The organism is Streptomyces sp. NPDC006510 (genome assembly GCF_040611955.1).
In the GTDB taxonomy this organism is placed as follows: Bacteria; Actinomycetota; Actinomycetes; order Streptomycetales; family Streptomycetaceae; genus Streptomyces.
Genome location: NZ_JBEXPH010000083.1, coordinates 1 through 23824 on the forward strand (window position 1 = coordinate 1; position 23824 = coordinate 23824).

Consider the following 23824-nt stretch of genomic DNA (forward strand, 5'->3'; position numbering starts at 1 on the left):
GGCCGTCGCCCCCGCCGCCCCCGCGGTGGAGGAGCAGGCCGAGGAGGAGCACGAGCCGGAGCACGAGGGCGACGCCGAGCACGAGGGCGAAGAGACGGACGAGTACGGGGACCGGCCCTCGCGCCGTCGCCGTCGCGGAGGCCGTCGCCGCCGTCGTGGCGAGGTCAGCGAGGGTGACGAGGCCGTGGAGCAGCTCGGCGACGAGGCCGCCGCCGAGCACGCCGAGGACGAGCAGGAGCGCGCCCAGGAGTCCGAGGAGGAGGACGAGGAGCACGAGGCGTCCGTCCCCGGATCGAGCAGCAGCCGTCGCCGTCGCCGCCGTCGTCGTCGCAGCGGGGATGTCTCCGCCGACGCCGACAACGGCACGGACGACCCGGAGCGCACGGTCGTCAAGGTCCGCGAGCCCCGCCGGAAGGAAGCCGAGCGCGAGCCCGGCACCGGCTTCGACGAGGTCCAGTCCATCAAGGGCTCGACTCGTATGGAGGCCAAGAAGCAGCGCCGCCGCGAGGGTCGCGAGCAGGGCCGCCGTCGCGTCCCGATCATCACCGAGGCCGAGTTCCTGGCCCGCCGTGAGGCCGTGGAGCGGGTCATGGTCGTCCGCCAGAACGGCGAGCGCACCCAGATCGGCGTCCTTGAGGACAACGTGCTCGTCGAGCACTACGTCAACAAGGAGCAGGCCACCAGCTACGTCGGCAACGTCTACCTGGGCAAGGTGCAGAACGTACTGCCGTCCATGGAGGCCGCCTTCGTCGACATCGGCAAGGGCCGCAACGCCGTGCTCTACGCCGGTGAGGTGAACTTCGAGGCGCTCGGCATGGCCCACGGGCCGCGCCGTATCGAGACCGCGCTCAAGTCCGGCCAGTCCGTCCTCGTCCAGGTGACCAAGGACCCGATCGGCCACAAGGGCGCCCGCCTGACCAGCCAGGTCTCGCTGCCCGGCCGTTACCTGGTCTATGTGCCCGAGGGCTCGATGACCGGCATCAGCCGCAAGCTGCCCGACACCGAGCGGGCCCGGCTGAAGACCATCCTCAAGAAGATCGTCCCCGAGGACGCGGGCGTCATCGTCCGCACCGCGGCGGAGGGCGCGAGCGAGGACGAGCTGAGCCGCGACGTCGAGCGGCTGCAGCAGCAGTGGGAGGACATCCAGAAGAAGTCGAAGAGCACCGGCAGCTCCAACGCGCCGACCCTGCTCTACGGCGAGCCGGACATGACCGTCCGGGTCGTCCGCGACATCTTCAACGAGGACTTCTCCAAGGTCATCGTCAGCGGCGACGACGCGTGGGAGACCATCCACGGATACGTCTCGCAGGTGGCGCCCGACCTGACGGACCGCCTGTCGCGGTGGACCTCCGAGGTCGACATCTTCGCGACGTACCGGATCGACGAGCAGCTGATGAAGGCGCTGGACCGGAAGGTCTATCTGCCGAGCGGCGGCTCGCTGGTGATCGACAAGACCGAGGCGATGGTCGTCGTCGACGTCAACACCGGCAAGTTCACCGGTCAGGGCGGCAACCTCGAAGAGACCGTCACCAAGAACAACCTGGAGGCGGCCGAGGAGATCGTGCGCCAGCTGCGGCTGCGCGACCTCGGAGGCATCGTCGTCGTCGACTTCATCGACATGGTGCTGGAGTCCAACCGGGACCTGGTGCTGCGGCGCCTGCTGGAGTGCCTGGGACGCGACCGTACGAAGCACCAGGTCGCCGAGGTCACGTCGCTCGGCCTGGTCCAGATGACCCGCAAGCGGGTCGGCCAGGGGCTGCTGGAGTCCTTCTCCGAGACCTGTGTCCACTGCAACGGACGCGGTGTGATCGTGCACATGGAGCAGCCGACCTCGGTGGGTGGCGGCGGCAACGGCAAGCGTTCCAAGAAGCGCGGCCGGGGCGGCGCGGACCACGAGCACGTGGCCGAGGCCGAAGCCGTGGCAGAGGTCGAGACCGAGGCCGAGGTGGCCGCCGAGGTGGCCGCCCCGGTGGCGCTGCCCGAGCCGGAGTTCGTGCCGGACGAGGAGCTGTACAGCAGCCCGGCCGAGGCCGAGGCGGTCGAGGCGGCCGAGGCGAAGGCCCCGGCCAAGAAGGCGGCCCGCAAGACCGCCAAGAAGGCCACCGCCAAGAAGGCAGCCACCAAGAAGACGGCTGCCAAGAAGACGGCTGCCAAGAAGACCGCCGCGAAGAAGACGACGGCCAAGAAGGCGGCAGCGAAGAAGACGGTCGCCGCCGAGCAGTCGCCGCAGCCCGCCGTCTCGGCCGACGCCGAGGCGTAGGCGCAGGCGACAGGGCGGCTCCACGGCCGGTGGGCCGCACTCCGACAGGGGTGTGGCCCACCGGCCGTTTCGGGTCCGCCGCGGGCCCCATGGCCGCGCCGACGGCGGTCCGGCGGCGGGAGTGCGGGCGGTCCGGCAGGAATGAATGGGGGAGCGGCGGGGAAGGACACAGGGCCCGGTTTGACCCTCCGGACGGCGGCCCGTAATCTTGCCCTTCGGCGTGTTTCCATGCGCCTGTCCCTGAGCAACCCCCTCCCTTCACAGGTGAGAGGCCGCTCGTCCATTCGGATCACCTCGGGCCCCGGCCCGTGTGAGCGGCTGGCATCAGGGGCTTCGTTCCGAGCGAGAGAGAGATCCGCGTGTACGCCATCGTGCGCAGCGGTGGCCGCCAGCACAAGGTTGCTGTCGGTGACATCGTTGAGGTTGACAAGATTTCCACTGCCCAGGTTGGCGACACGGTCGAGCTCTCGACCCTGCTCGTGGTCGACGGCGACGCCGTGACCAGCGACCCGTGGGTGCTGGCCGGGATCAAGGTTCAGGCCGAGGTCGTGGACCACCACAAGGGCGCGAAGATCGACATCCTTCGCTACAAGAACAAGACCGGCTACCGCCGTCGCCAGGGTCACCGTCAGCAGTACACGGCGATCAAGGTCACCGGTATCCCCGCGGCTGCGAAGTAAGGGACTGAGGAGACATGGCACACAAGAAGGGCGCATCGTCCACCCGGAACGGGCGCGATTCCAATGCTCAGCGGCTCGGCGTGAAGCGCTTCGGCGGTCAGGCCGTCAACGCCGGTGAGATCCTGGTCCGCCAGCGCGGCACCCACTTCCACCCGGGCACGGGCGTCGGCCGTGGCGGCGACGACACGCTGTTCGCACTCGCCGCCGGTGCGGTCGAGTTCGGCACGCACCGTGGCCGCAAGGTCGTGAACATCGTTCCGATCGCCGGCTGATTTTCGGCGCTCGTCGAGCGGTTTCTGCGGAGGCGGACCTCACTTCCCGTACGGGAAGCGGGTCCGCCTTTCGCGTGTTTCTCCCATGAGAGACGGCTTTCTCCTCTGTGGGGACAGCACGAGTGAGACATTTCTGCATGTATGTAACTGGAGGTTTCAACCATGACCACCTTCGTGGACCGCGTCGAGCTGCATGTCGCCGCGGGTAACGGGGGCCACGGCTGTGCCTCCGTACACCGTGAGAAGTTCAAGCCGCTCGGCGGTCCGGACGGCGGCAACGGCGGCCGCGGCGGCGATGTGACCCTGGTCGTCGACCAGGCCATCACCACGCTGCTCGACTACCACCACCACCCCCACCGCAAGGCCACCAACGGCCAGCCCGGCGCGGGCGACAACCGTTCCGGCAAGGACGGCCAGGACCTGGTCCTGCCGGTGCCCGACGGCACGGTCGTGCTCGACCGGAACGGCGAGGTGCTCGCCGACCTGGTCGGCCAGGGCACCACGTTCGTCGCCGGACAGGGCGGCCGCGGCGGCCTCGGCAACGCCGCGCTGGCCTCCGCCCGCCGCAAGGCCCCCGGCTTCGCGCTGCTCGGCGAGCCCGGCGAGGCCCGGGACATCGTCCTGGAGCTCAAGACCGTCGCCGACGTCGCACTGGTCGGCTACCCGAGCGCCGGCAAGTCCTCGCTGATCTCCGTGCTGTCGGCGGCCAAGCCGAAGATCGCCGACTACCCCTTCACGACCCTCGTCCCGAACCTCGGCGTGGTCACCGCGGGCAGCACCGTCTACACCGTCGCCGACGTCCCGGGCCTGATCCCGGGCGCCAGCCAGGGCCGCGGCCTCGGCCTGGAGTTCCTGCGCCACGTGGAGCGCTGCTCGGTGCTCGTGCACGTGCTGGACACCGCGACGCTGGAGTCCGACCGCGACCCGGTCTCCGACCTCGACACGATCGAGGAGGAGCTGAAGCAGTACGGCGGTCTGGAGGACCGGCCCCGCATCGTCGTCCTCAACAAGATCGACATCCCGGACGGCCAGGACCTCGCCGACATGATCCGCCCGGACCTGGAGGAGCGCGGCTACCGCGTCTTCGAGGTGTCAGCGGTCGCCCACACCGGCCTGAAGGAGCTCTCCTTCGCGCTCGCGGGCATCATCGCCGAGGCGCGGGCGGCCAAGCCGGTGGAGGCGGCGACCCGGATCGTCATCCGCCCGAAGGCCGTCGACGACGCGGGCTTCACCGTCACGCTGGAGGAGGACGGCATCTACCGGGTGCGCGGCGAGAAGCCGGAGCGCTGGGTGCGCCAGACCGACTTCAACAACGACGAGGCCGTCGGATACCTGGCCGACCGGCTCAACCGTCTCGGTGTCGAGGACGAACTGGTGAAGGCCGGTGCCCATGCGGGCGACGGCGTCGCCATCGGCGCCGAGGACAACGCGGTCGTCTTCGACTGGGAGCCGACCCTGGCGGCGGGCGCGGAGATGCTCGGCCGTCGTGGCGAGGACCACCGGCTCGAAGCACCGCGCCCGGCGGCGCAGCGCCGACGCGACCGTGAGGCGGAACGCGACGAGGTCCAGCGCGAGTTCGACGAGTTCAACCCCTTCTAGACCGCGCACCGGCCGCCGGACGGGCCTGTTCCGCAAGCCTGTCCGGCAGCCGTGCACGCTCTCCGCGTCATACGTATGGGGGAACCGAACCCGCTCAGGGGTGATTCATGCCGCTCACTCGTGTGGCGTCGATCACCTGGCCGGGAAGCGCCAATTCCGGTATTCGCCCTGATCGCAAGGCAACAAAAGGTTTCGTTACGGCATGCGGCGGCCGACGTCCACCTTGCGAGACGGTAACGGAGAGTGCAACCATCGCTGTATCTCCCAGCCCTCGCAAGGTAGGTCGTCTGTGTCTGCTCAGCACATAGCCAAAGCCCGAACCACAGCAGTCGTGCTCGCCGGTGGTACCGGCCAGCGCGTGGGTCTGTCCATTCCCAAGCAGCTGCTGAAGATCGCAGGCAAGGCCGTCATCGAGCACACGCTGTCGATCTTCCAGCAGGCCGACTCCATCGACGACGTCATCGTGCTGATGGCTTCGGGCTACGTGCCCGACGTGGAGAAGATCGTCGCCAAGGCCGGGCTCACCAAGGTCACCAAGGTGATCGAGGGCGGCTCCACGCGCAACGAGACCACCGAGCGCGCCATCGCGGCCCTCGGCGAGGGCCTGGCCGAGGGTGAGGACCGCAACGTCCTCTTCCACGACGCCGTGCGCCCGCTGCTCTCGCAGCGCGTCATCAAGGACTGCGTCGACGCACTCGACCGCTACCAGGCGGTCGACGTCGCCATCCCGTCCGCCGACACGATCATCGTGACCCGCACCCACGGCGGCGACGGCGAGTTCATCACCGACGTGCCCGACCGCTCCCGGCTGCGCCGCGGCCAGACGCCGCAGGCGTTCAAGCTCTCCACGATCCGCCGGGCCTACGAGGTCGCCGCGGGCGACCCCAACTTCCAGGCCACCGACGACTGCTCGGTCGTGCTCAAGTACCTCCCCGACGTACCGATCTACGTCGTGGCGGGCGACGAGTACAACATGAAGGTCACTCAGCCGGTCGACGTCTTCATCGCTGACAAGCTCTTCCAGTTGGCCTCCACGGCCGTTCCGCAGCCGACCGACGACGCCGCCTACCGCGAGCTGCTCACCGGCAAGACCCTCGTCGTCTTCGGCGGTTCGTACGGCATCGGCGCGGACATCGCGACGCTCGCCGAGTCCTACGGCGCCACCGTCTATGCCCTGGGCCGCTCCACCACCGGTACGCACGTGGAGAACCCGGAGCACATCGACGAAGCGCTCTCCAAGGCGTACGCCGACACCGGCCGGGTCGACTACGTGATCAACACCGCGGGTGTGCTCCGTATCGGCAAGCTGGCCGAGACGGACAGCGCGACCATCCAGGAAGCGCTGAACGTCAACTACCTGGCACCCGTGCAGATCGCCCGCGCCTCGTACAAGTACCTCGCCGAGACCAAGGGCCAGCTGCTGCTCTACACCTCCAGCAGCTACACCCGGGGCCGCGCGGAGTACAGCCTCTACTCGTCGACCAAGGCCGCCATGGTGAACCTCACCCAGGCGCTCTCGGACGAGTGGGCGGCCGACGGTGTGCGGGTGAACTGCGTGAACCCCGAGCGCACCGCAACCCCGATGCGCACCAAGGCGTTCGGCGACGAGCCCGCGGGCACGCTGCTCTCCTCCGAGGCGGTTGCCAGGACCTCGCTCGACGTCCTGCTCTCCGAGATGACCGGCCATGTCATCGACGTACGCCAGCAGGACCCGACCCGGGGCGCCTCCGAGGCATCCGGCTTCGAGCAGGCGCTTGCCGCTGTCCTGGACCGGCAGGCCGATGTGTAATACTGCTTGACAATCGACTATTCGGACCCCTGCAGTCGCCAAGCGCGAACCGCAGGGGTCCGAATTCGTGAAGCTCTGTCTTCACATTCCCCTCGTAAGGTAAAAAGTCGGCACCCTCGGGAGCGGTACTTCGTGATTTCGAAAGCCATGCGCTTGGCTCGGGTGGGCAGCGGTTCGGAGCTGGCCGCCGCGCTCCTGGTGGCTCTGGGGTTCCCGTGCATAATGCTCGCGGCAATAATCCCCAATCTCTGGTTCTTCGCCGCGGCCACCGCGGTCACCTATCTCGCGGACCGGTATCTGCACCACTGCGGCAGCTATCTGATCAACCGGCTCGCCGCAGTCCGGGCGGGGCTTTCGATCCGCTTCCTGGTCCGTCAGCTGCTGCTCATCCTGCTGCTCTCCCGCATGGGATACGGCGAGCAGACGCTCTTCTACGTGACGGTCGCCTGCCTCCTGGCCTTCTACGGACTCCAGGCGCCGCAGAGCGCGATGGTCACGCTGATCCGGCTCCGCCGCAAGCTTCCGGTGGTCACCCGCAACATCGACCTGGCGGCGGTGCGGATAGCGGACGCCCCGCCGCAGCGCCTGATGAGCCGGCCCGCGGAGAAGATGCTGCACCTGGACATCTTCGCGATGGTGGGCGTGCTGGTCGCCGTCGAGACCGGCAAGGCCGTCATCGCGTACATCGGCCTCGGCCTGACGCTCGTTCTCGCGGTCTGCTACCTGGCGGCGCTGCTGCCTTACGTCCGGCCGAGCCGGCTCGTACCGCCGGAGACCAAGGTCCTCAACGCGGTGGGCGACTGGCTCGCCGAGTACCGGCCGACCGTGATGCTGTACTTCTCCGGCTCCAAGGACTCCGCCTACCAGGTCAACATGTGGCTGGAGACGATGGCCCAGCTCGGCGGGCGGCCGATGATCCTGCTGCGTGAGCGCAACATCGTGCCGCAGCTCGCCACGACCTCGGTGCCGGTGCTCTGCGTGCCCGGCGGCGTGCACCTGATGAACCTGGACCTCTCGTCGGTGCGGGTCGCGCTCTACGCGGCCAACGTCGGCAAGAACATCCACCTGCTCCGGGTGCCGACCATGAAGCACGTCTTCATCGGACACGGCGACAGCGACAAGATCGCCAGCGTCAACCCGTACAGCAAGGTCTACGACGAGGTGTGGACCGCGGGCCGGGCCGGCCGCGACCGTTACGCGCTGGCCGACGTCGGGGTGCGCGACGAGGACATCGTGGAGGTGGGCCGCCCGCAGCTGGCCGCCATCCAGTCGTGGTCCGGTGCGCCGGGGAACCCGATCCCGACCGTGCTGTACGCCCCCACCTGGGAGGGCTGGGACGACAACCCGGGCAACACCTCGCTGCTGCTGGCCGGCGAGAACATCGTCAGGCGGCTGCTGGAGGCCGAGCAGCCGATCCGGCTGCTGTACAAGCCGCACCCCTTCACCGGTACCCGCAGCGCCAAGGCCAAGGCCGTGCACCTGCGCATCACCGCGATGATCGAGCAGGCCGCTGCCCAGCGCGTCACCGACCCCCGCTGGGCGGAGCAGTCGGCCGCGCTCCAGGGGGAGCAGGCCGAGGCGCGGGCCGAGCTGGCCCGTATCGAGGCACGGCTGGCCGAGCTGGCCGGCGGCGGTGGCCGCACTGCGCGGGACGAGGCGGAACTGTCCCGCGACTCGCTCGCCGACCCGGCGCGCGAGGCCGAGACGGCGAAGCTCAAGGACGAGTGGAACGCGGCGTCCTGGCGTGCGCAGGGCTGGTGGGAGCACCGGGTCATCACCGGCGCCCAGATGCGGCTGTACGACTGCTTCAACGAGTCGGACGCCATGGTCTCGGACATCTCCAGCGTGGTGTCCGACTTCATCGCGAGCGGCAAGCCGTACGCGGTCACGGACTCGGCCGAACTGGGCGAGGACGAGTTCCGCCGGCAGAACACCGCGGTACGCGCCGCGGTGATCCTGTCCAACTCGGCGACCGAGCTGGATGCCCTGCTCGCCGCAGTGACGGATCCGGCCGCGGACACCCTGGCGGATGCCAGGCGTGAGCTGAAGCAGTACCTCCTCGGCCCGGACGAGCCCACCTCGATCGTGCAGTTCGACACGGCCGTGACGGCGCTCGCGGCCAAGTCCGAGGCGCGGAACGCCGGAGTGGCGAAGAGCCTGGGTGAACCAGTGGGCGGCTGAGAAGTCAACCATTTGCATTACATGATCGGGTAAGGCCCGGCATAGCCCTCCAAGGGTTGTGCCGGGCCTTTGTGATGAGTGTCACCATTTGGCGGCGTGGCGCAGGACAACCAACGGACCGGGCTGACTGTCTTCTGTTTGTGTGAACGAGACGCAAATTCCTGACGTGACCGTTGTTGTCGGTGCATATGAGGCGATGCCCTATCTCATTCGCTGTCTCGAATCGGTGGAGGCGCAGACCATCGGCGCCGACCGGATCGAAATCGTCGCGGTCGACGACGGTTCCACCGACGGCACGGGCGAGTACCTGGAGGAATTCGCGGCGAGGTCGCAGGTCCCGACCAGAGTGATCAGACAGCAGAACTCCGGTGGTCCGAGCGGGCCGCGCAACGTGGGTCTGGGGCTGGCCCGCGGCCGTTACGTGTTCTTCCTGGACGCGGACGACTACTTCGGTGACGAGGCTCTGGAGCGGATGGTGGCCATGGCCGACCGGGCGGGCACCGATGTGGTGCTCGGCAAGGTGGTCGGTGTGAACCGGGGGGCGCCGCAGTCGATGTGGCGGGCCACCAAGGAGCGTGTCGACGTCTACAACTCCAAGGTCATTTACACCCTGAGCGCACAGAAGCTCTTCCGGCGTGAACTCCTGGAGCGTCTCTCCCTGCGATTCGACGAGAATCTCAGAACCGGCGAGGACGCCCTCTTCACGATGGAGGCATATCTGCGCGGCGCCGGGGTCTCGGTGATCTCCAATTACGTCTGCTATTACCTGGTGGGCCGTGACGACGGGAAGCACGTCACGAAGAGCGGTACCTATGAATGGCGCTTCGACTCGATGCGCGCCATGATGGCGCTCATTCACCGGATCGAGCCCGCGGGTCCGAAACGGGATTTCCTGATGGTCCGGCCCTTCACGGTGGGGATGCTCCAGCAGTTCGGCCCCGTCGTGCTGAAGGATTCGGAGGAAGTCCGGCGGCACAAGATGGAACTCGCGGCTCCGCTGATGGACACGTACTGGGACGACGGCGTGGCCCGGCTGATCAAGGTGTCCGAGCGGCTGCGTCTCGCCTGTGTGGCACAGGGCAGGATGGACCTGCTCATCGAGGTGGTGCGGTACATCCGGGCGAAGACGGTCCCGGACGTGGTCCGTTCGCGCAACGGTGACACGCTCTACCTCGCGTACCCGCACTTCCGCGACAGGTCGGCCGGCCTGGCCGACTCCAACTACCAGGTCACGGTGCCGGACTGGCACGACGGCAAGCGCATCGACCAGCCGAAGGTCGCCGCCCGCCGGGCCTCGCTGTCCCGGCGGGTGGCCCGCAGGATGCGTCGCGACATGAGGCGATGGAAGGAGCGGCTGACCGTGGAGTGACAGCCGCTTTTCCGCCAGGCGGGCCCGGAGTGCGCCCGCGGGGCGGATTCACCGAAGATCACACAGAGAAGCTCAGTAAAATCGTTCGGACGTCGCGCCCGCGACAGGACCGACAGATCACCATGGGGACTGGTCACGTGAAGGCTCTCGTACTATCCGGAGGGGCCGGCACCCGCCTGCGTCCCATCACACACACCTCGGCCAAGCAGCTGGTGCCCGTGGCGAACAAACCCGTGCTGTTCTACGGGCTGGAAGCCATCGCGGAAGCGGGCATCACCGAGGTCGGCATCATCGTGGGCGACACCGCGCCCGAGATCCGCGAGGCGGTCGGCGACGGTTCCGCGCTCGGTATCGAGGTCACGTACATCCCGCAGGACGAGCCGCTCGGCCTCGCCCACGCGGTGCTGATCGCCCGCGATTTCCTGGGGGACGACGACTTCGTCATGTACCTCGGCGACAACTTCATCGTCGGTGGGATCACCGGTCTGGTGGAGGCGTTCCGGGCGGACAAGCCCGACGCGCAGATCCTGCTGACGCAGGTGCCCAACCCGACCTCCTTCGGTGTCGCGGAGCTCGACGCCGACGGCCGGGTGGCGGCACTTGAGGAGAAGCCGAAGGAGCCCAAGAGCGATCTGGCACTCGTCGGCGTCTACCTCTTCACCCCCGCCATCCACGAGGCCGTCCGCTCGATCGAGCCGTCCTGGCGCGGCGAGCTGGAGATCACCCACGCCATCCAGTGGCTGATCGACCAGAAGCGCGACGTGCGCTCCACCACGATCCGCGGCTACTGGAAGGACACCGGCAACGTCACCGACATGCTGGAGGTCAACCGGACCGTCCTGGAGGCCGTCGAGCCGTTCCAGGAGGGCGCCGACGTCGACGAGGACAGCGAGATCATCGGCCGGGTGCGGATCGAGCCGGGCGCCAAGGTCAGCGGCAGCCGTATCGTCGGGCCCGTGATCATCGGCGCCCGTTCGGTGATCAGCGGTGCGTACGTGGGCCCGTTCACCTCGGTCTCGGAGGACGTCCGCATCGAGGACAGCGAGATCGAGTACTCCATCGTTCTGCGGGGCGCCTCCATCGCCGGTGTCCGCCGCGTCGAGGCGTCGCTCATCGGCCGTGACGTCGAAGTGACCCCCGCCCCCCGTTCCCCGTCCGCCCACCGACTCGTGCTCGGCGACCACAGCAAGGTGCAGATCTCTTCATGACCACCAACATCCTGGTGACCGGCGGTGCCGGCTTCATCGGCTCGCACTACGTCCGTACGGTGCTCGGCCCCGAGGGCCCCGGCGACATCGCCGTCACCGTGCTCGACAAGCTCACCTACGCGGGCAACCCGGCCAATCTCGACGAGGTGCGCGACCACCCCGGTTTCCGGTTCGTGCAGGGTGACATCTGCGACCCGGAGCTGGTCGCCAAGCTGATGGCCGAGCACGACCAGGTGGTGCACTTCGCCGCCGAGTCCCACGTGGACCGTTCCATCGACGGCGGCGCCGAGTTCGTCCGTACCAACGTCGTGGGCACCCACACCCTGATCCACGCCGCGCACCTGGCGGGCATCAAGACCTTCGTGCACATCTCCACCGACGAGGTCTACGGCTCGATCGACGAGGGCTCCTGGCCCGAGACCCACCCGCTCGCGCCCAACTCGCCGTACTCCGCGGCCAAGGCGTCCAGCGACCTGATCGCGCTCTCGTACCACCGCACCCACGGCCTCGACGTGCGGGTGACCCGTTGCTCCAACAACTACGGGCACCACCACTTCCCCGAGAAGGTCATCCCGCTGTTCGTCACCAACCTGCTGGACGGCAAGACGGTCCCGCTCTACGGCGACGGCGCCAACGTCCGCGACTGGCTGCACATCGACGACCACGTCCAGGGCATCGAGCTGGTCCGCACCAAGGGCCGGGCCGGCGAGGTCTACAACATCGGCGGCGGCACCGAGCTCTCCAACAAGGAGCTCACCGGCCTGCTGCTGGACGCCTGCGGCGCCGACTGGGACACCAGCGTCACCTACGTCGAGGACCGCAAGGGCCACGACCGCCGCTACTCGGTCGACTGCACCAAGATCCGCGAGGAGCTCGGCTACGAGCCCCGCAAGGACTTCCGCACCGGCCTCGCCGAGACCGTGCAGTGGTACCGCGACAACCGCGCCTGGTGGGAGCCGCTGAAGGACCGGGCCGCCCTGTGAGCGCCGTCTGGCTGGTCACCGGAGCCGCCGGGATGCTGGGCCGGGACGTCCTGGCCCGGCTCGCCGGTGAGGACGTCACCGCGGTCGCCGCGGACCGGGCGGCCGTGGACATCGCCGACCCCGAGTCGGTGCGGGCGGCCTTCGAGAAGCACCGCCCGGCCGTCGTGGTGAACTGCGCCGCCTGGACCGCGGTCGACGACGCGGAGTCCCAGGAGGACGCCGCGCTGCGGGTCAACGGCACGGGCCCCGGGGTCCTCGCCACGGCCTGCCGCGAACACGGCGCCGTCCTCCTCCAGGTCTCCACCGACTACGTCTTCGCCGGTGACGGCGAGAAGCCGTACGCCGAGGACGACCCGACCGGCCCGCGCAGCGCCTACGGCCGCACCAAACTGGCCGGCGAGCAGGCCGTGCTGAGCACCCTGCCGGAGACCGGCTATGTGGTCCGCACCGCCTGGCTGTACGGCGCGGGCGGTGGCAACTTCGTCCGTACGATGATCAAGCTGGAGGGCGTCAAGGACACCCTCGACGTGGTGGACGACCAGCGGGGTCAGCCCACCTGGACCGTCGATCTGGCCGACCGGCTGGTCCGGCTCGGGCAGGCCGCCCTCGCGGGCACCGCTCCCGCCGGTGTCTACCACGGCACCAGCGGCGGCGAGACGACCTGGTTCGGCTTCACCCGGGAGATCTTCCGGCTGCTCGGCACCGACCCGGAGCGGGTCCGCCCCACGACCAGTGAGGCCTTCGTGCGGCCGGCCCCCCGGCCCGCGTTCAGCGTGCTCGGCCACGACCGCTGGGCCGCGGCCGGGATCGAACCGGTGCGGGACTGGCGGGCGGCACTGGCGGAAGCATTTCCGGCACTTGTCGCCGCAGAGCGGCCATGATCATGAATTGATCATATAGGTGGTCAAATCTCGTCGAATTTCAAAGATATCCACAACGAAGGTTTACATCGGGGAGAACGCTTACATCAAAGTGCGGTCATGAGGTAACTTCGCCGGGAACCAGACCAGTTGGTTTCCTCCGAAGGGCAGCTCCACGTGAACCGCCACGACTTCCTGCGCCATCTGCACCGCGTCTACCGGCCTCGGAACTATCTGGAGATCGGGGTCAACGACGGCAGAAGCCTGGCCCTCTCGCGGGTCCCTTCCGTCGCCGTCGACCCCGCCTTCCGGGTCGTGACGGACATCAGCTGTGACGTCCACCTGGTCAGAGCGACGAGCGACGACTTCTTCGCCCGCAAGGACCCGCTGCTGCACCTGCGAAACGGCCGCAATCCGTTCCGCGCCCTGGCCCGCCGCGATCCGCTCAACCTCCTCGGCGGGGACCCGAAGCTGGAGCTCTCCTTCATCGACGGGATGCACCTCTTCGAGTACGCCCTGCGCGACTTCATGAACGTCGAGAAGCACTCACGCTGGTCGAGCGTGATCGTGCTGGACGACATGCTCCCGCGCGACGTCGACGAGGCGGCCCGCGACCGGCACACCAAGTACTGGACCGGCGATGTGTACAAGGTGGTGCAGGTACTGCGCCGCTACCGCCCCGACCTGGTGGTCGTCGAGGTGGACACCGAACCGACCGGCGTGGTCGCCGTGTTCGGCGCCGACCCGGAGAACAACGTCCTGAAGAACGCGTACGACAAGATCATCGAGGAGTTCGTCGTACCCGATCCGCAGGACGTGCCCGAAGAGGTCCTGGTACGCAAGAACGCCGTCCGGCCCGAGGCGCTGCTCCGCGCCGACTTCTGGCCTGCCCTGGCACGCGCCCGCAACCTGCACCGTCCGCGCTCGGCGTTCGCGCCGCTGCGCTCGCGCATCGAGGCAGTGACGGGCTGACGGCCCCGGACAACGCGAAGCCCCCATGATCCGTACGGACCACGGGGGCTTCGGCGTATCCGCCCGGACTCAGCCCCGGGCGCGCAGCTGCGCGTAGTACGCCTCGCACGCCTCGTACGAAGGCAGCAGGCCCTGTTCCTCGGCCTCGGCCAGCGAGGGCGCTGCGGCGTCCTTGTCGGACAGCAGCGGGGTGATCCCCTGCGGCCACTCGATGCCCAGCTCGGGGTCGAGCGGGTTGATGCCGTGCTCGCGGCCGGGCGCGTAACCCTCGGAGCACAGATAGGCGACCGAGGCGTCGTCCGTCAGCGCCATGAAGGCGTGGCCGAGGCCCTCGGCGAGGTAGACGGAGTGGTGGTCGACGTCGTCGAGCCGGACGGCCTCCCACTGCTTGTACGTGGGGGAGCCGACCCGGATGTCCACGATGACGTCGAGCACCGCGCCGCGCACGCACTTGACGTACTTCGCCTGGCTCGGCGGCACATCGGCGAAGTGCACCCCGCGCAGCGTCCCCCGGCTGGAGATGGAGAAGTTGGCCTGCGCCAGCCGCAGCGTGTGCCCGACGGCCTCGCTGAGCTCCGACGCCTTGAACCACTCGTGGAAGCTGCCGCGGCTGTCCGGGAAGACCTTGGGCTCATGCACCCAGGCCCCTGCGATGGAGAGCTGCCGCATGCGATCACGTCCTTGTTCTGTTGCTCGTGGCCGAAGCACTCGGCCGGTGTGTGCTGGTGGGAAGCGTACGGAGGTACGGGCGCGGGTCAGCCGGTGAGCCGGGCGGCGAGGCGACGCGCCCGCTTGCGGCTCTTGGCCGGGAGCCTGCGCACGATGGGACCGCCGACGGTGCGCAGCGCGCGGCGCAGCTTGGCCTTCCTGCGCCTGCCGACGATCCCCTGCATGATCTCGGCCTCGATCACGGGCAGGCTCTGGGAGACGGTGATCCGGCCGCCCTTGCCGACGGTGACCTCGCAGAGGTGGAACGCGGGGTTCTTGTCGCCGTCCAGCCGGACCGCGAGCTTCCAGGTGCCGGGCGCGACACCCGGCGCGCGGTCCGGCACGGTGAGGTGGGCCCGGCCGTCGACGGGGCGCAGCGTGGTGCGGAGCTGGTGGGCCGGACCGTCGGCGCCGTCCGCCGGGCTCAGGACCAGCGTGGTCGCGGAGGGCGCGGTGGCGGACGTGGTGAACAGATCCAGCCGCAGTTCGGTACGGCTGCCGGGGGAGCGCCGGACCGGACGGCCTTCGAGATATTCGGCCAGCCTCTTGGCACGGCGGGCCACATCAAGGGTGATGTTGCCGTGCGGGTCGGTGAAGTACGGGATGACGGCACGGGCCGGCGAACCCAGCGAGGCGGGCAGGCAGGCGGCGTCCACCTCCGGGGCGCGGTCGGCGCCGAGCCGGGCCTTGCGGACCAGACCGAGACCGCGCAGCGGCACCCAGACGTCCCAGAAGCCGCGCGACACCCGGCCGCGGCCCTTGACCGCCTCCGAGCCGATCTGGCCGGTGCCGTGCAGCACGACCTCGCAGACGTCGTCGCCGAGTTCCTCGGCCCGGGCGGTGAAGCTCGCGGGGAAGGACCACTCGACGGCGGTCTCACGGTTGCGCAGCGACAGCTCGGCGGAGAATCCGGCCATGTCGTCGGTGATGTCCAGCAGCTCGCCGTCCGGCAGCAGACCCTCGGTGATGTCGGGGTGCAGGAAGTAGCGCCCGTCGCGGCGCAGCAGCGTCAGCGGGGCCTGGTCCTCGCCGTGGACGAGGCGGCCGCTGATGGTGAGGTCGATCCTGCCGTCCGGCCGCCAGGCGAACTTCTCCAGACGGGCCGCCCCCTTGACCGACGCGGCGAACCGGGAGATCTTCACGAGGCCCTGGCGGTCGTCGTTGCGCAGCAGCGTGGAGCGCAGCCGGAGCACCGGGCCGAGCCCGTCGTGCACCCCGTCGTCCATGAAGTCCTTGGCCAGGTCCTGGACGGCGTCGCACATCTCGTCCAGGTACTCGGGGTCGTACTTGAGGACGGCGGGCTCGCTCAGCCGGCCGAGCATCTCGACGCGGTAGAAGCGGCGCAGCAGCATGTCCCGGAACTCACCGGGCTCGGTGTTGTCCACGACGACATCGAGGACCTCACGGAGGTTGCCGTAGTAGCCGGACGGGATGATCTTCGCGGATCCGGCGTTCTGGCCGTCGTCGCGCCGGGAGTAGTAGTAGCAGGTGTAGTTGCCGAGGATCGAGACGACCTTGGCGGGGAAGTACGCCTGCATCATGTAGAGCTGGTCCTCGAGCCGGCGCTTGCCCTCGGGGTAGGCGATGCCGTTCTCGCGGAGGAACTCCGTACGGAACATCTTGTGCGGCGTGAGGCTGTCGTACAGGGGCGCGTCGTGCAGGGTGCACTTCTCGCGGTTCTTCTTGAACACGCCGTGCGGGACGCCGCGGAAGTTGCTCGCCACCTTGCCGATGACGATGTCCGAGCCGTTGCGGTGGCCCATGTCGTACAGCCGCTGCAGGGCGCCGGACGCGAGGTAGTCGTCCTGGTCGACGAACTGGACGTACTCGCCCTTCGCCTCGGCCACACCGATGTTGCGGGGCTTTCCGGGCCAGCCGGAATTCGGGATGGTGATGACACGGAAATGCGGGTGCTCCCCGGCCAGCTTCTCGAGCCGCTCACGAGTGTCGTCGGTCGAGCCATCATTGACGAAGAGAACTTCGAATTCCCCTGCGGGGAGGGTCTGTCGCAGCAGCGAGTCGATGCAGGGGTCGATGTACTTGCCCGGGTTGTATACAGGAATGACGACACTTACTTTGACTGGCATTGCTGCTGTCCCATGTCTGTTAGAAGTCCCTCTGGCCGGCGGCGGATGCGGGGCCTGCACTGCTGAAAATGGGCATAGGAAGCCACCCGCCGTGCACCCTATCGGCTGTTAGATGGTCGAGAGGCCCCGATGGTTGCCTATCCAGACACAGCGTGATTCTGCCGACAGCGCGCCGATGCCGCCCGGGGATCCGCAAGCCATTCGGTAGCTGCGCGCGGGGCGGTCGGCGCGGTGGAACCGTGGAGCAGCACCGTTCCAGGGTGCCACGCTCCGCCCGGCCGGGTTCGCGGTTCCGGCGGGCACGGGTCCAGAGGGCGGAACGCGCGGGCGCCGGATTCACCGCTCGCGTAGATTGCGGGGGCTGGGCGAGGCCGAATCATTGGGGATGGACGTGTCAGGCGCAAGGCAGGGTGTCGCAGAGGCCCGCAGGATCGTGGTCAAGGTCGGTTCCTCATCCCTCACCACGGCGGCGGGTGGCCTCGACGCGGACCGCGTCGACGCGCTCGTCGACGTACTGGCCAAGGTGAGGAGCGGCGGGGAGCGCGAGATCGTGCTCGTCTCCAGCGGCGCCATCGCGGCCGGGCTCGCCCCGCTCGGACTGCTGCGCCGGCCCAAGGACCTGGCGAGACAGCAGGCCGCCGCCAGTGTCGGCCAGGGGCTGCTCGTCGCCCGCTACACCGCCTCCTTCGCGCGGTACGGCGTGCGCGTCGGCCAGGTGCTGCTCACCAGCAACGACACCAGCCGCCGCGCCCACTACCGCAACGCCTACCGCACCCTCGACCAGCTCCTGGACATGGGCGCGCTCCCGGTCGTCAACGAGAACGACACCGTCGCCACCGACGAGATCCGGTTCGGCGACAACGACCGGCTCGCCGCGCTCGTCGCCCATCTCGTCCGCGCGGATCTGCTGGTCCTCCTCTCGGACGTGGACGGCCTGTACGACGGCGACCCCAGCACCCCGGGCACCTCGCGGGTCGCCGAAGTGGCCGGCCCCGAGGACCTCGCGGGCGTCACCATCGGCAGCGCCGGGAAGGCGGGCGTCGGCACCGGCGGCATGGTCACCAAGGTCGAGGCCGCCCGGATCGCGACGGCCGCCGGAGTCCCCGTCGTCCTCACCTCGGCGAGCCGGGTGGCCGACGCCCTGGCCGGACGCGACACCGGCACGTACTTCCACCGCACCGGACGCCGCTCGGCGGACCGGCTGCTCTGGCTCGCCCACGCCTCCACCCCGCAGGGCTCACTGACCCTGGACGACGGGGCCGTGCGGGCGGTCGTCGAACGCCACAGCTCACTGCTGCCCGCCGGAATCGCCTCGGTCGAGGGTGAGTTCACTGCCGGTGACCCGGTGGAACTGCGCGATCTCGAAGGCCGGCCCGTGGCCCGCGGACTCGTCAACTTCGACGCCAAGGAGATCCCGCAGCTGCTCGGCCGTTCCACCCGGGACCTGGCCCGGGAGCTCGGTCCGGCCTACGAGCGCGAAGTCGTACACAGGGACGATCTGGTCGTACTGCACGCCTGACAGGCAACTGAAACGGCTGAAAGTCCAGCCTTGGGGCAGAGACCTTCACGAAAACCGCCCCATCCCCGGCCGCGGACTGGTCAACTTTGTAACGGGGAAACAGCGGGGTACAGCACAGCAAACGCATTCACAGGAGGCCGCCGGTGAGACGAGCGCGCCCGGGGGCGCCGCCCCGAGGAACGGGTGGCCGGGCCCTGACCAGCGTCGGAACAGGTGCCGGCTTCGACGGGAGCCGGACCACGGAGCGAGGGGACGACCGGAACACCGGGCCCGAGCAGACGGTGGTGAAGGAGGAACGCACCCCGTCGAGGCTGTGGCACATCACGCTCAGCGTCTCGGGAGCCGCCATTCCCCTGAAGGAGGTCAGACGCGGGCTCGAACAGCTCGCGCACGACCACCCCTTCCTGCTGACCAGCAGATACGCCAACGACCACGCGGAGATCCGCTACTGGGAGGAGGCCCGCGATCTGCACGACGCGGCGGCCGTCGCGCTGCGGCTGTGGGGCGAACACCGCTCCACGGCCAGGCTTCCGCCCTGGGAGATCGTCGGTCTGGAGGTCATCGACCGCGAGACGTACCACCAGCGTGTCGCCGAGGGATACGGGCCGCCCCCGGCCGCCCCGGTCGGAGTGCACCCGTACTGAGCACGGCGGCCCCGGGACGGTGCCCGCATCGCGGACACCGTCCCGGGGTGGTTGTCTCGCATCACGGGATAAGTGACGGATGCCCGCAGTGTGCGCACTACCCTGCGGGCATGACCACGCTCTCGCCGTACGACAACATGTCCCCGGTCGCCCAGGCCGCCTACCGGGCCCGCTCCGCCGCTGCCGACATCGCGCCGCTGCCGCGCGCGGCGAAGGACGACGCGCTGCTGGCCATCGCGGACGCGCTGGAGGTGCGAACGGGCGAGATCGTCACGGCCAACGCCGAGGACGTCGCCCGCGCCCGCGAGGCCGGGACCAGCGAGTCGATCATCGACCGGCTCACCCTCACCCCGGAGCGGATCCGCGCGATCGCCGCCGATGTACGGGACGTGGCGGCGCTGCCCGACCCGGTCGGCGAGGTCGTCCGAGGCTCGACCCTGCCCAACGGCATCGACCTGCGTCAGGTCCGGGTGCCGCTCGGCGTCGTCGGGATCATCTACGAGGCCCGGCCCAATGTGACGGTCGACGCCGCGGCCCTCTGCCTGAAGTCCGGCAACGCCGTCCTGCTGCGCGGCTCCTCCTCCGCGTACTCCTCCAACGTCGCGCTCGTCCGGGTGCTGCGCGACGCCGTCGGCGGCTCCGGGCTTCCGGCCGACGCGGTGCAGCTGGTCCCGGGCGAGAGCCGTGACTCGGTACGGGAACTGATGCGCGCCCGCGGTCTGGTCGACGTCCTCATCCCGCGCGGCGGCGCCTCGCTGATCCGTACGGTGGTCGAGGAATCCACCGTGCCGGTCATCGAGACCGGCACCGGGAACTGCCATGTGTACGTGGACGCGCAGACCGACCTCGACATGGCCGTCGACATCCTGATCAACTCCAAGGCGCAGCGCCCGAGCGTCTGCAACGCCGCCGAGACGCTCCTGGTCCACAAGGACGTCGCCTCGCGGTTCCTGCCGCGCGCCCTGGACGCGCTGGCCGACGCGGGCGTGACCGTCCACGGCGACGAGCGGGTGCTCGCATACGCCGAGGGGTCCAAGGCCACCGTGGTCGAGGCGACGCCGGAGGACTGGGAGACCGAGTACCTCTCCTACGACATCGCCGCGGCCGTCGTGGAGTCGCTGGACGCGGCCGTCGCGCACATCCGGCTCTGGTCCTCCGGCCACACCGAGGCGATCGTGACCACCTCCCAGGCCGCGGCCCGCCGCTTCACCCAACTGGTGGACTCCACGACGGTGGCCGTGAACGCCTCCACCCGCTTCACCGACGGAGGTCAGTTCGGCTTCGGCGCCGAGATCGGCATCTCCACGCAGAAGCTGCACGCCAGGGGCCCGATGGGCCTGCCGGAGCTCACCTCGACGAAGTACATCGTGACGGGCGACGGCCATGTGCGGTGACCTTCGGGTGACCTTCGGTGGCCGGTGAATGTTGCGGGCTCCCTGCCCAGAACGACCCGGCGGGGCTAGTCTGGAGCCGTGCCGGACGACGTGGGGGGCAGGCCGTTCCCGGACGGCTGGGAGCCCGACGACGACCGCGGGGGCGCGGACGAGGACTTCGCCTCCGTGGTGTTCGACGAGGACTTCGTACGGGCCGCCGAGATCCATGAGCCGACCGCCGTGGAGCGGTTGCTGGCAGCCGCGCAGGCGCGCGCCGAGGCCGAGGCCTCCCGGGCGCGCGCGGGCGGCGGCCCCATGGACGACGACCTCTACGACGAGGGGTACGGCCCCGGCGCGTACGGCCGGGGCCCCTACGGCGATCCGCTGGACCCCGATGACGACGCGTACGCCGGCGGCCCCTACGGGCGCCACGGCGGCGCTCTGCGGCCGTACCGGGGTGCGGCGCGCTGGCACCGGCCGGTGGCCTGGCTGCTCGCCGTGCTGATGGGCATCGGAATGGTCGCGCTGGCCTTCAGTGCCGTCTACCGCAATACATCGGGAAGCCGCGAGGACCCCGCCCCGCCGCCTGCCACGACCGGCGTGGACAGCGCCCCCGGTGCCACCCCCTCGGTTTCCACGGGCAACCCGCGCCCCACGGTGTCCGCTCTACCCCGCATGGACTGAGCAACGCGCCGACAACCGGGCCGCGACGCATTCCGCGCGCCTCCAGGTGCCCCACGCGCCCCACGTATCCCACGCGTTTCATGTGTGACCATGTCTGCCCGTTCATGACCGTTTACGTACCGCTCTCTCCGTATATTCCTCGCTCTCCTCGTGTTCCGCGCACGCGCTGAAGGCGTGCCTGCGGGCTTCGGCGGAACTCCCGGTCGTTTCTCCCGTGGTTCTCTCGCGGCTGGGCGTTTACCCCGGTCGTAATCGACCTACCCTGAAGGTGTGACCCCTCTCTCCGAGGGGGCTTCTCACTCGTCCGTACATGTGCAGTCGTGCGACGTCATACGAACTCATGAGGGGCAGGCCCTGTCCGAGGCCGTTCGGCCGGAGCAGAGCGAAGCGTTTCGGCCCCGGTCGGTGACGTGGAGTCGGGAGAAGTCATGGCAGGCCGCGGAGAACCACCAGAAGGTCCGCCCGAGAGTCCGGCGGGCGGCGGTGAGGACGAGTACCGGTCACTCGTCTTCGACGAGTCGTTCGTGCGTGCTGCCCGGCTGAAGGAATTCTCCGCCCAGGAGCGGATGGGAGACCACGCCCCTGCCGTGCGCAGCCTGCCGGGCCGGCGTCTGCGCACCGGACCCAGAGCCGCCATCGCCCTCGTCCTCCTGATCGCCCTGGCCTTCGGAATGGCCGTGTACATGGGTCTTCGCCATCCCTACGAGGCGCCCGTCGGCAGACGGGCCGAGCCGCTGAGGTCGACCGTCGTACCCCTGGCGCCCCAGGGCGCCGTACCGGGCGGAACTGCTGCTGCCCTCCTCGCCAAGAGCCCCGCCGCACACTTCGGAAAAGGTGCCGCAGGCATCAATCTGCCGGTGATCAGGCGGACGGACAACTTCTCGGACAGCCAGGTGGCGACCGCCCTGACCACGGTCAAGGACTATCTGGTGGCTTCCTCTCTGGACCCCGACGTGCTCTCCGGCGCCTCGGCGCGCCCGGTGGAACTGCTGCTCGATCCCGATCAGACCGCCCAGTTCGAGCGCAGCATGAACCGGCCGCAGGACGACGGGCAGCATGCCGCGACCGGGTGGCTGGTGCGGTTCGACCCGGCGAAGGTGGCCCTGGCCGGTCCGGACATCCGGGTCCGGGGCACTCTGAGCTACACCGAGGAGGGGTCCGACACGCTGGAAGTGGTGTCGGACCACACCTTCACCTACACGCTCCGCCCGGTTGCCGCGGGGCCCCAACCGGCGGGCGGCGCCTCGCTCTTCACCGTACGGCGCGAGCTACACTTCCGCTTCGACCGGGAGGACCTGCGGCTGCACCGGCTGGAGCTGCGCACCAGCTTCGTCCAGGCCGGACCGCAGGCGTGCCCGGCGGACACCACCGGTGCGCTGCGCCCGCTGCTCGCCGGGCAGCACGCCGTCTCCCGCGGCCCCGCGGGCACCGACCCGTACGCGACGGGCCGGCCCACGGCAGCGCTCTGCGGGACCCTGGCGGTCAGCTCCCCGCAGTCCCCGGCCCAGTCCCCGTCCCCGGCCCATCCGAGTTCCGGGGCTCCTCCGGCCCCGCAGAGCCGTCCGTAGCCCCGCCCTTGCCGGCCGAGCTCCCGCCCTGGCCGGTGAACTTGTCGCGGAGCTTGCCACCCAGATCCCCGGCGCCCCCCGCTATGTCGCCGACCAGCTTCAGCAGCGGATCCTTGCTGCTGCGCACCGTGTCCGCGTAGTGGGCCGCGGACTCCCGGAAGGAGTCGGTCACCGAGGTGTCCTTGTCCTCGTCGCGCCGCGGGTAGTGGCCGTCCATGATCCGCTGGTAGTCGCGGGTCTCGGACCACTTCTTCAGCTCGGCCGCGCGCACCGTGGTGAACGGGTGGGAGCGGGGCAGCAGGTTGAGGATCTTGAGCACCGAGTCCCGCAGATCGCCGCCCTTCTCGTACTCGTCGGCCTGGGCGAGGAAGGCGTCCACGTTCATCTCGTGGAGATGATTGCCACCCGCTATCTTCATCAGACCGCGCATCGACGCCTGAAGATCCTGGCCTACGAGCAGCCCGGCCCGGTCGGCCGACAGCTCGGACTTGCGGAACCACTCGCGCAGCGCTGTCACGATCGCCATGATCGCGACGTTGCCGAGCGGGATCCAGGCGACCTTCAGCGCGATATTGGTGAGGAACAGCAGGATCGTGCGGTACACCGCGTGACCGGAGAGCGCGTGTCCCACCTCGTGGCCGATGACGGCCCGCATCTCCTCCTCGTCGAGCAGCTCCACCAGCCCCGTCGTCACCACGATGATCGGCTCGTCGAGGCCGATGCACATGGCGTTGGGCTGCGGGTCCTGGGTGACGTACATCGGCGGGACCTTCTCCAGGTCCAGGATGTAACAGGCGTCCCGAAGCATGTCGTTGAGGTGGGCGAACTGCGCGTCGCTCACCCGGACGGAGTCGGAGAGGAAGAGCAGGCGAAGGCTGCGCTCGGGCAGCAGGCCGCTCAGTGTCTTGAACACGGTGTCGAAACCGCTCAGCTTGCGCAGGGCCACCAGGGCCGAGCGGTCCGCCGGGTGCTCATAGGCCCGGGACGAAATCCCTGCGAAGCGCCTGCGCTGCCTGCTCGGCACGTTCTCGTGGCTCTCGTTGCCGCGTTCGGTCATGAATGGGCCCC

Annotated in this window: 19 protein-coding genes; 16 read left to right on the plus strand and 3 right to left on the minus strand. The window is 69.3% G+C overall.

Translation table 11 applies throughout. The features are described 5' to 3' along the window. The 11 genes from ABZY11_RS23810 to ABZY11_RS23860 form a co-directional block, all read left to right on the plus strand. A partial coding sequence (locus tag ABZY11_RS23810; protein WP_356481094.1) for an Rne/Rng family ribonuclease occupies positions 1-2260 on the plus strand: 2260 nt, incomplete at its 5' end. Between the two features lie 359 nt (positions 2261-2619). Next, positions 2620-2940, plus strand: a complete 321-nt coding sequence (rplU, locus tag ABZY11_RS23815) for a 50S ribosomal protein L21 (RefSeq protein ID WP_030921216.1) — start codon at positions 2620-2622, stop codon at positions 2938-2940. Between the two features lie 14 nt (positions 2941-2954). After that, complete coding sequence (gene rpmA / locus ABZY11_RS23820) at positions 2955-3212, plus strand: 50S ribosomal protein L27 (RefSeq protein ID WP_018103204.1); 258 nt, start codon at positions 2955-2957, stop codon at positions 3210-3212. Between the two features lie 162 nt (positions 3213-3374). Next, the gene (obgE, locus tag ABZY11_RS23825) at positions 3375-4811 is read left to right on the plus strand and encodes a GTPase ObgE (RefSeq protein WP_356481095.1); all 1437 of its coding nucleotides are present in this window, start codon (positions 3375-3377) and stop codon (positions 4809-4811) included. Between the two features lie 289 nt (positions 4812-5100). Beyond that, a complete protein-coding gene (locus ABZY11_RS23830) occupies positions 5101-6600 on the plus strand; it encodes a bifunctional cytidylyltransferase/SDR family oxidoreductase (RefSeq protein WP_356481096.1) in 1500 nt (499 codons plus the stop codon). Between the two features lie 132 nt (positions 6601-6732). Next, on the plus strand, positions 6733-8781 hold the full coding sequence (locus ABZY11_RS23835; protein ID WP_356481097.1) for a hypothetical protein: 2049 nt from the start codon (positions 6733-6735) through the stop codon (positions 8779-8781). Positions 8782-8923: 142 nt separating this feature from the next. Next, positions 8924-10150, plus strand: a complete 1227-nt coding sequence (locus ABZY11_RS23840) for a glycosyltransferase family 2 protein (protein ID WP_356481098.1) — start codon at positions 8924-8926, stop codon at positions 10148-10150. A gap of 137 nt (positions 10151-10287) precedes the next feature. Next, positions 10288-11358, plus strand: a complete 1071-nt coding sequence (locus tag ABZY11_RS23845; RefSeq protein ID WP_356481099.1) for a glucose-1-phosphate thymidylyltransferase — start codon at positions 10288-10290, stop codon at positions 11356-11358. Next, entirely contained in the window at positions 11355-12341 is a 987-nt protein-coding gene (rfbB, locus tag ABZY11_RS23850) for a dTDP-glucose 4,6-dehydratase (RefSeq protein ID WP_124717742.1), read from the plus strand. The genes ABZY11_RS23845 and rfbB overlap by 4 nt, the downstream gene beginning before the upstream one ends. Further along, positions 12338-13222, plus strand: a complete 885-nt coding sequence (gene rfbD, locus ABZY11_RS23855) for a dTDP-4-dehydrorhamnose reductase (RefSeq protein WP_356481100.1) — start codon at positions 12338-12340, stop codon at positions 13220-13222. Before rfbB ends, rfbD begins: the two co-directional genes overlap by 4 nt. Positions 13223-13378: 156 nt before the next feature. Then, positions 13379-14173 (plus strand): class I SAM-dependent methyltransferase, encoded by a 795-nt coding sequence (locus ABZY11_RS23860; RefSeq protein WP_356481101.1) that lies wholly within the window; start codon positions 13379-13381, stop codon positions 14171-14173. A gap of 69 nt (positions 14174-14242) precedes the next feature. Here ABZY11_RS23860 and rfbC read toward each other — a convergent pair whose 3' ends face one another. Both rfbC and ABZY11_RS23870 read right to left on the minus strand, forming a co-directional pair. After that, positions 14243-14842 (minus strand): dTDP-4-dehydrorhamnose 3,5-epimerase, encoded by a 600-nt coding sequence (gene rfbC, locus ABZY11_RS23865; RefSeq protein ID WP_356481102.1) that lies wholly within the window; start codon positions 14840-14842, stop codon positions 14243-14245. A gap of 86 nt (positions 14843-14928) precedes the next feature. Beyond that, positions 14929-16968: a glycosyltransferase family A protein gene (locus ABZY11_RS23870; RefSeq protein ID WP_356481103.1), complete on the minus strand. Its 2040-nt coding sequence runs from the start codon at positions 16966-16968 to the stop codon at positions 14929-14931. A 433-nt stretch (positions 16969-17401) separates the two neighbouring features. Between ABZY11_RS23870 and proB the strand changes: the two genes are divergently transcribed. The 5 genes from proB to ABZY11_RS23895 all read left to right on the plus strand — a co-directional run bounded on the left by proB (position 17402) and on the right by ABZY11_RS23895 (position 22756). Continuing rightward, on the plus strand, positions 17402-18487 hold the full coding sequence (gene proB, locus ABZY11_RS23875) for a glutamate 5-kinase (protein ID WP_356481117.1): 1086 nt from the start codon (positions 17402-17404) through the stop codon (positions 18485-18487). Between the two features lie 143 nt (positions 18488-18630). After that, positions 18631-19131 (plus strand): hypothetical protein, encoded by a 501-nt coding sequence (locus ABZY11_RS23880; protein ID WP_356481104.1) that lies wholly within the window; start codon positions 18631-18633, stop codon positions 19129-19131. Between the two features lie 110 nt (positions 19132-19241). Then, entirely contained in the window at positions 19242-20525 is a 1284-nt protein-coding gene (locus tag ABZY11_RS23885) for a glutamate-5-semialdehyde dehydrogenase (protein ID WP_356481105.1), read from the plus strand. A 78-nt stretch (positions 20526-20603) separates the two neighbouring features. Beyond that, positions 20604-21188: a hypothetical protein gene (locus ABZY11_RS23890; protein WP_356481106.1), complete on the plus strand. Its 585-nt coding sequence runs from the start codon at positions 20604-20606 to the stop codon at positions 21186-21188. A gap of 428 nt (positions 21189-21616) precedes the next feature. Beyond that, positions 21617-22756: a hypothetical protein gene (locus tag ABZY11_RS23895; protein ID WP_356481107.1), complete on the plus strand. Its 1140-nt coding sequence runs from the start codon at positions 21617-21619 to the stop codon at positions 22754-22756. Here ABZY11_RS23895 and ABZY11_RS23900 read toward each other — a convergent pair. Then, positions 22671-23813, minus strand: coding sequence for a M48 family metallopeptidase (locus ABZY11_RS23900; RefSeq protein ID WP_356481108.1), 1143 nt, complete (start codon positions 23811-23813; stop codon positions 22671-22673). The genes ABZY11_RS23895 and ABZY11_RS23900 overlap by 86 nt on opposite strands. Positions 23814-23824: the final 11 nt, after the last annotated feature.

Coding starts and splice junctions, on each gene's coding strand:
- ABZY11_RS23870 (WP_356481103.1), bottom strand. CDS start 16,968: ATGCCAGTCAAAGTAAGTGTCGTCATTCCTGTATACAACCCGGGCAAG.
- rpmA (WP_018103204.1), top strand. CDS start 2,955: ATGGCACACAAGAAGGGCGCATCGTCCACCCGGAACGGGCGCGATTCC.
- ABZY11_RS23895 (WP_356481107.1), top strand. CDS start 21,617: ATGGCAGGCCGCGGAGAACCACCAGAAGGTCCGCCCGAGAGTCCGGCG.
- rfbB (WP_124717742.1), top strand. CDS start 11,355: ATGACCACCAACATCCTGGTGACCGGCGGTGCCGGCTTCATCGGCTCG.
- obgE (WP_356481095.1), top strand. CDS start 3,375: ATGACCACCTTCGTGGACCGCGTCGAGCTGCATGTCGCCGCGGGTAAC.
- rfbC (WP_356481102.1), bottom strand. CDS start 14,842: ATGCGGCAGCTCTCCATCGCAGGGGCCTGGGTGCATGAGCCCAAGGTC.
- ABZY11_RS23885 (WP_356481105.1), top strand. CDS start 19,242: ATGACCACGCTCTCGCCGTACGACAACATGTCCCCGGTCGCCCAGGCC.
- ABZY11_RS23900 (WP_356481108.1), bottom strand. CDS start 23,813: ATGACCGAACGCGGCAACGAGAGCCACGAGAACGTGCCGAGCAGGCAG.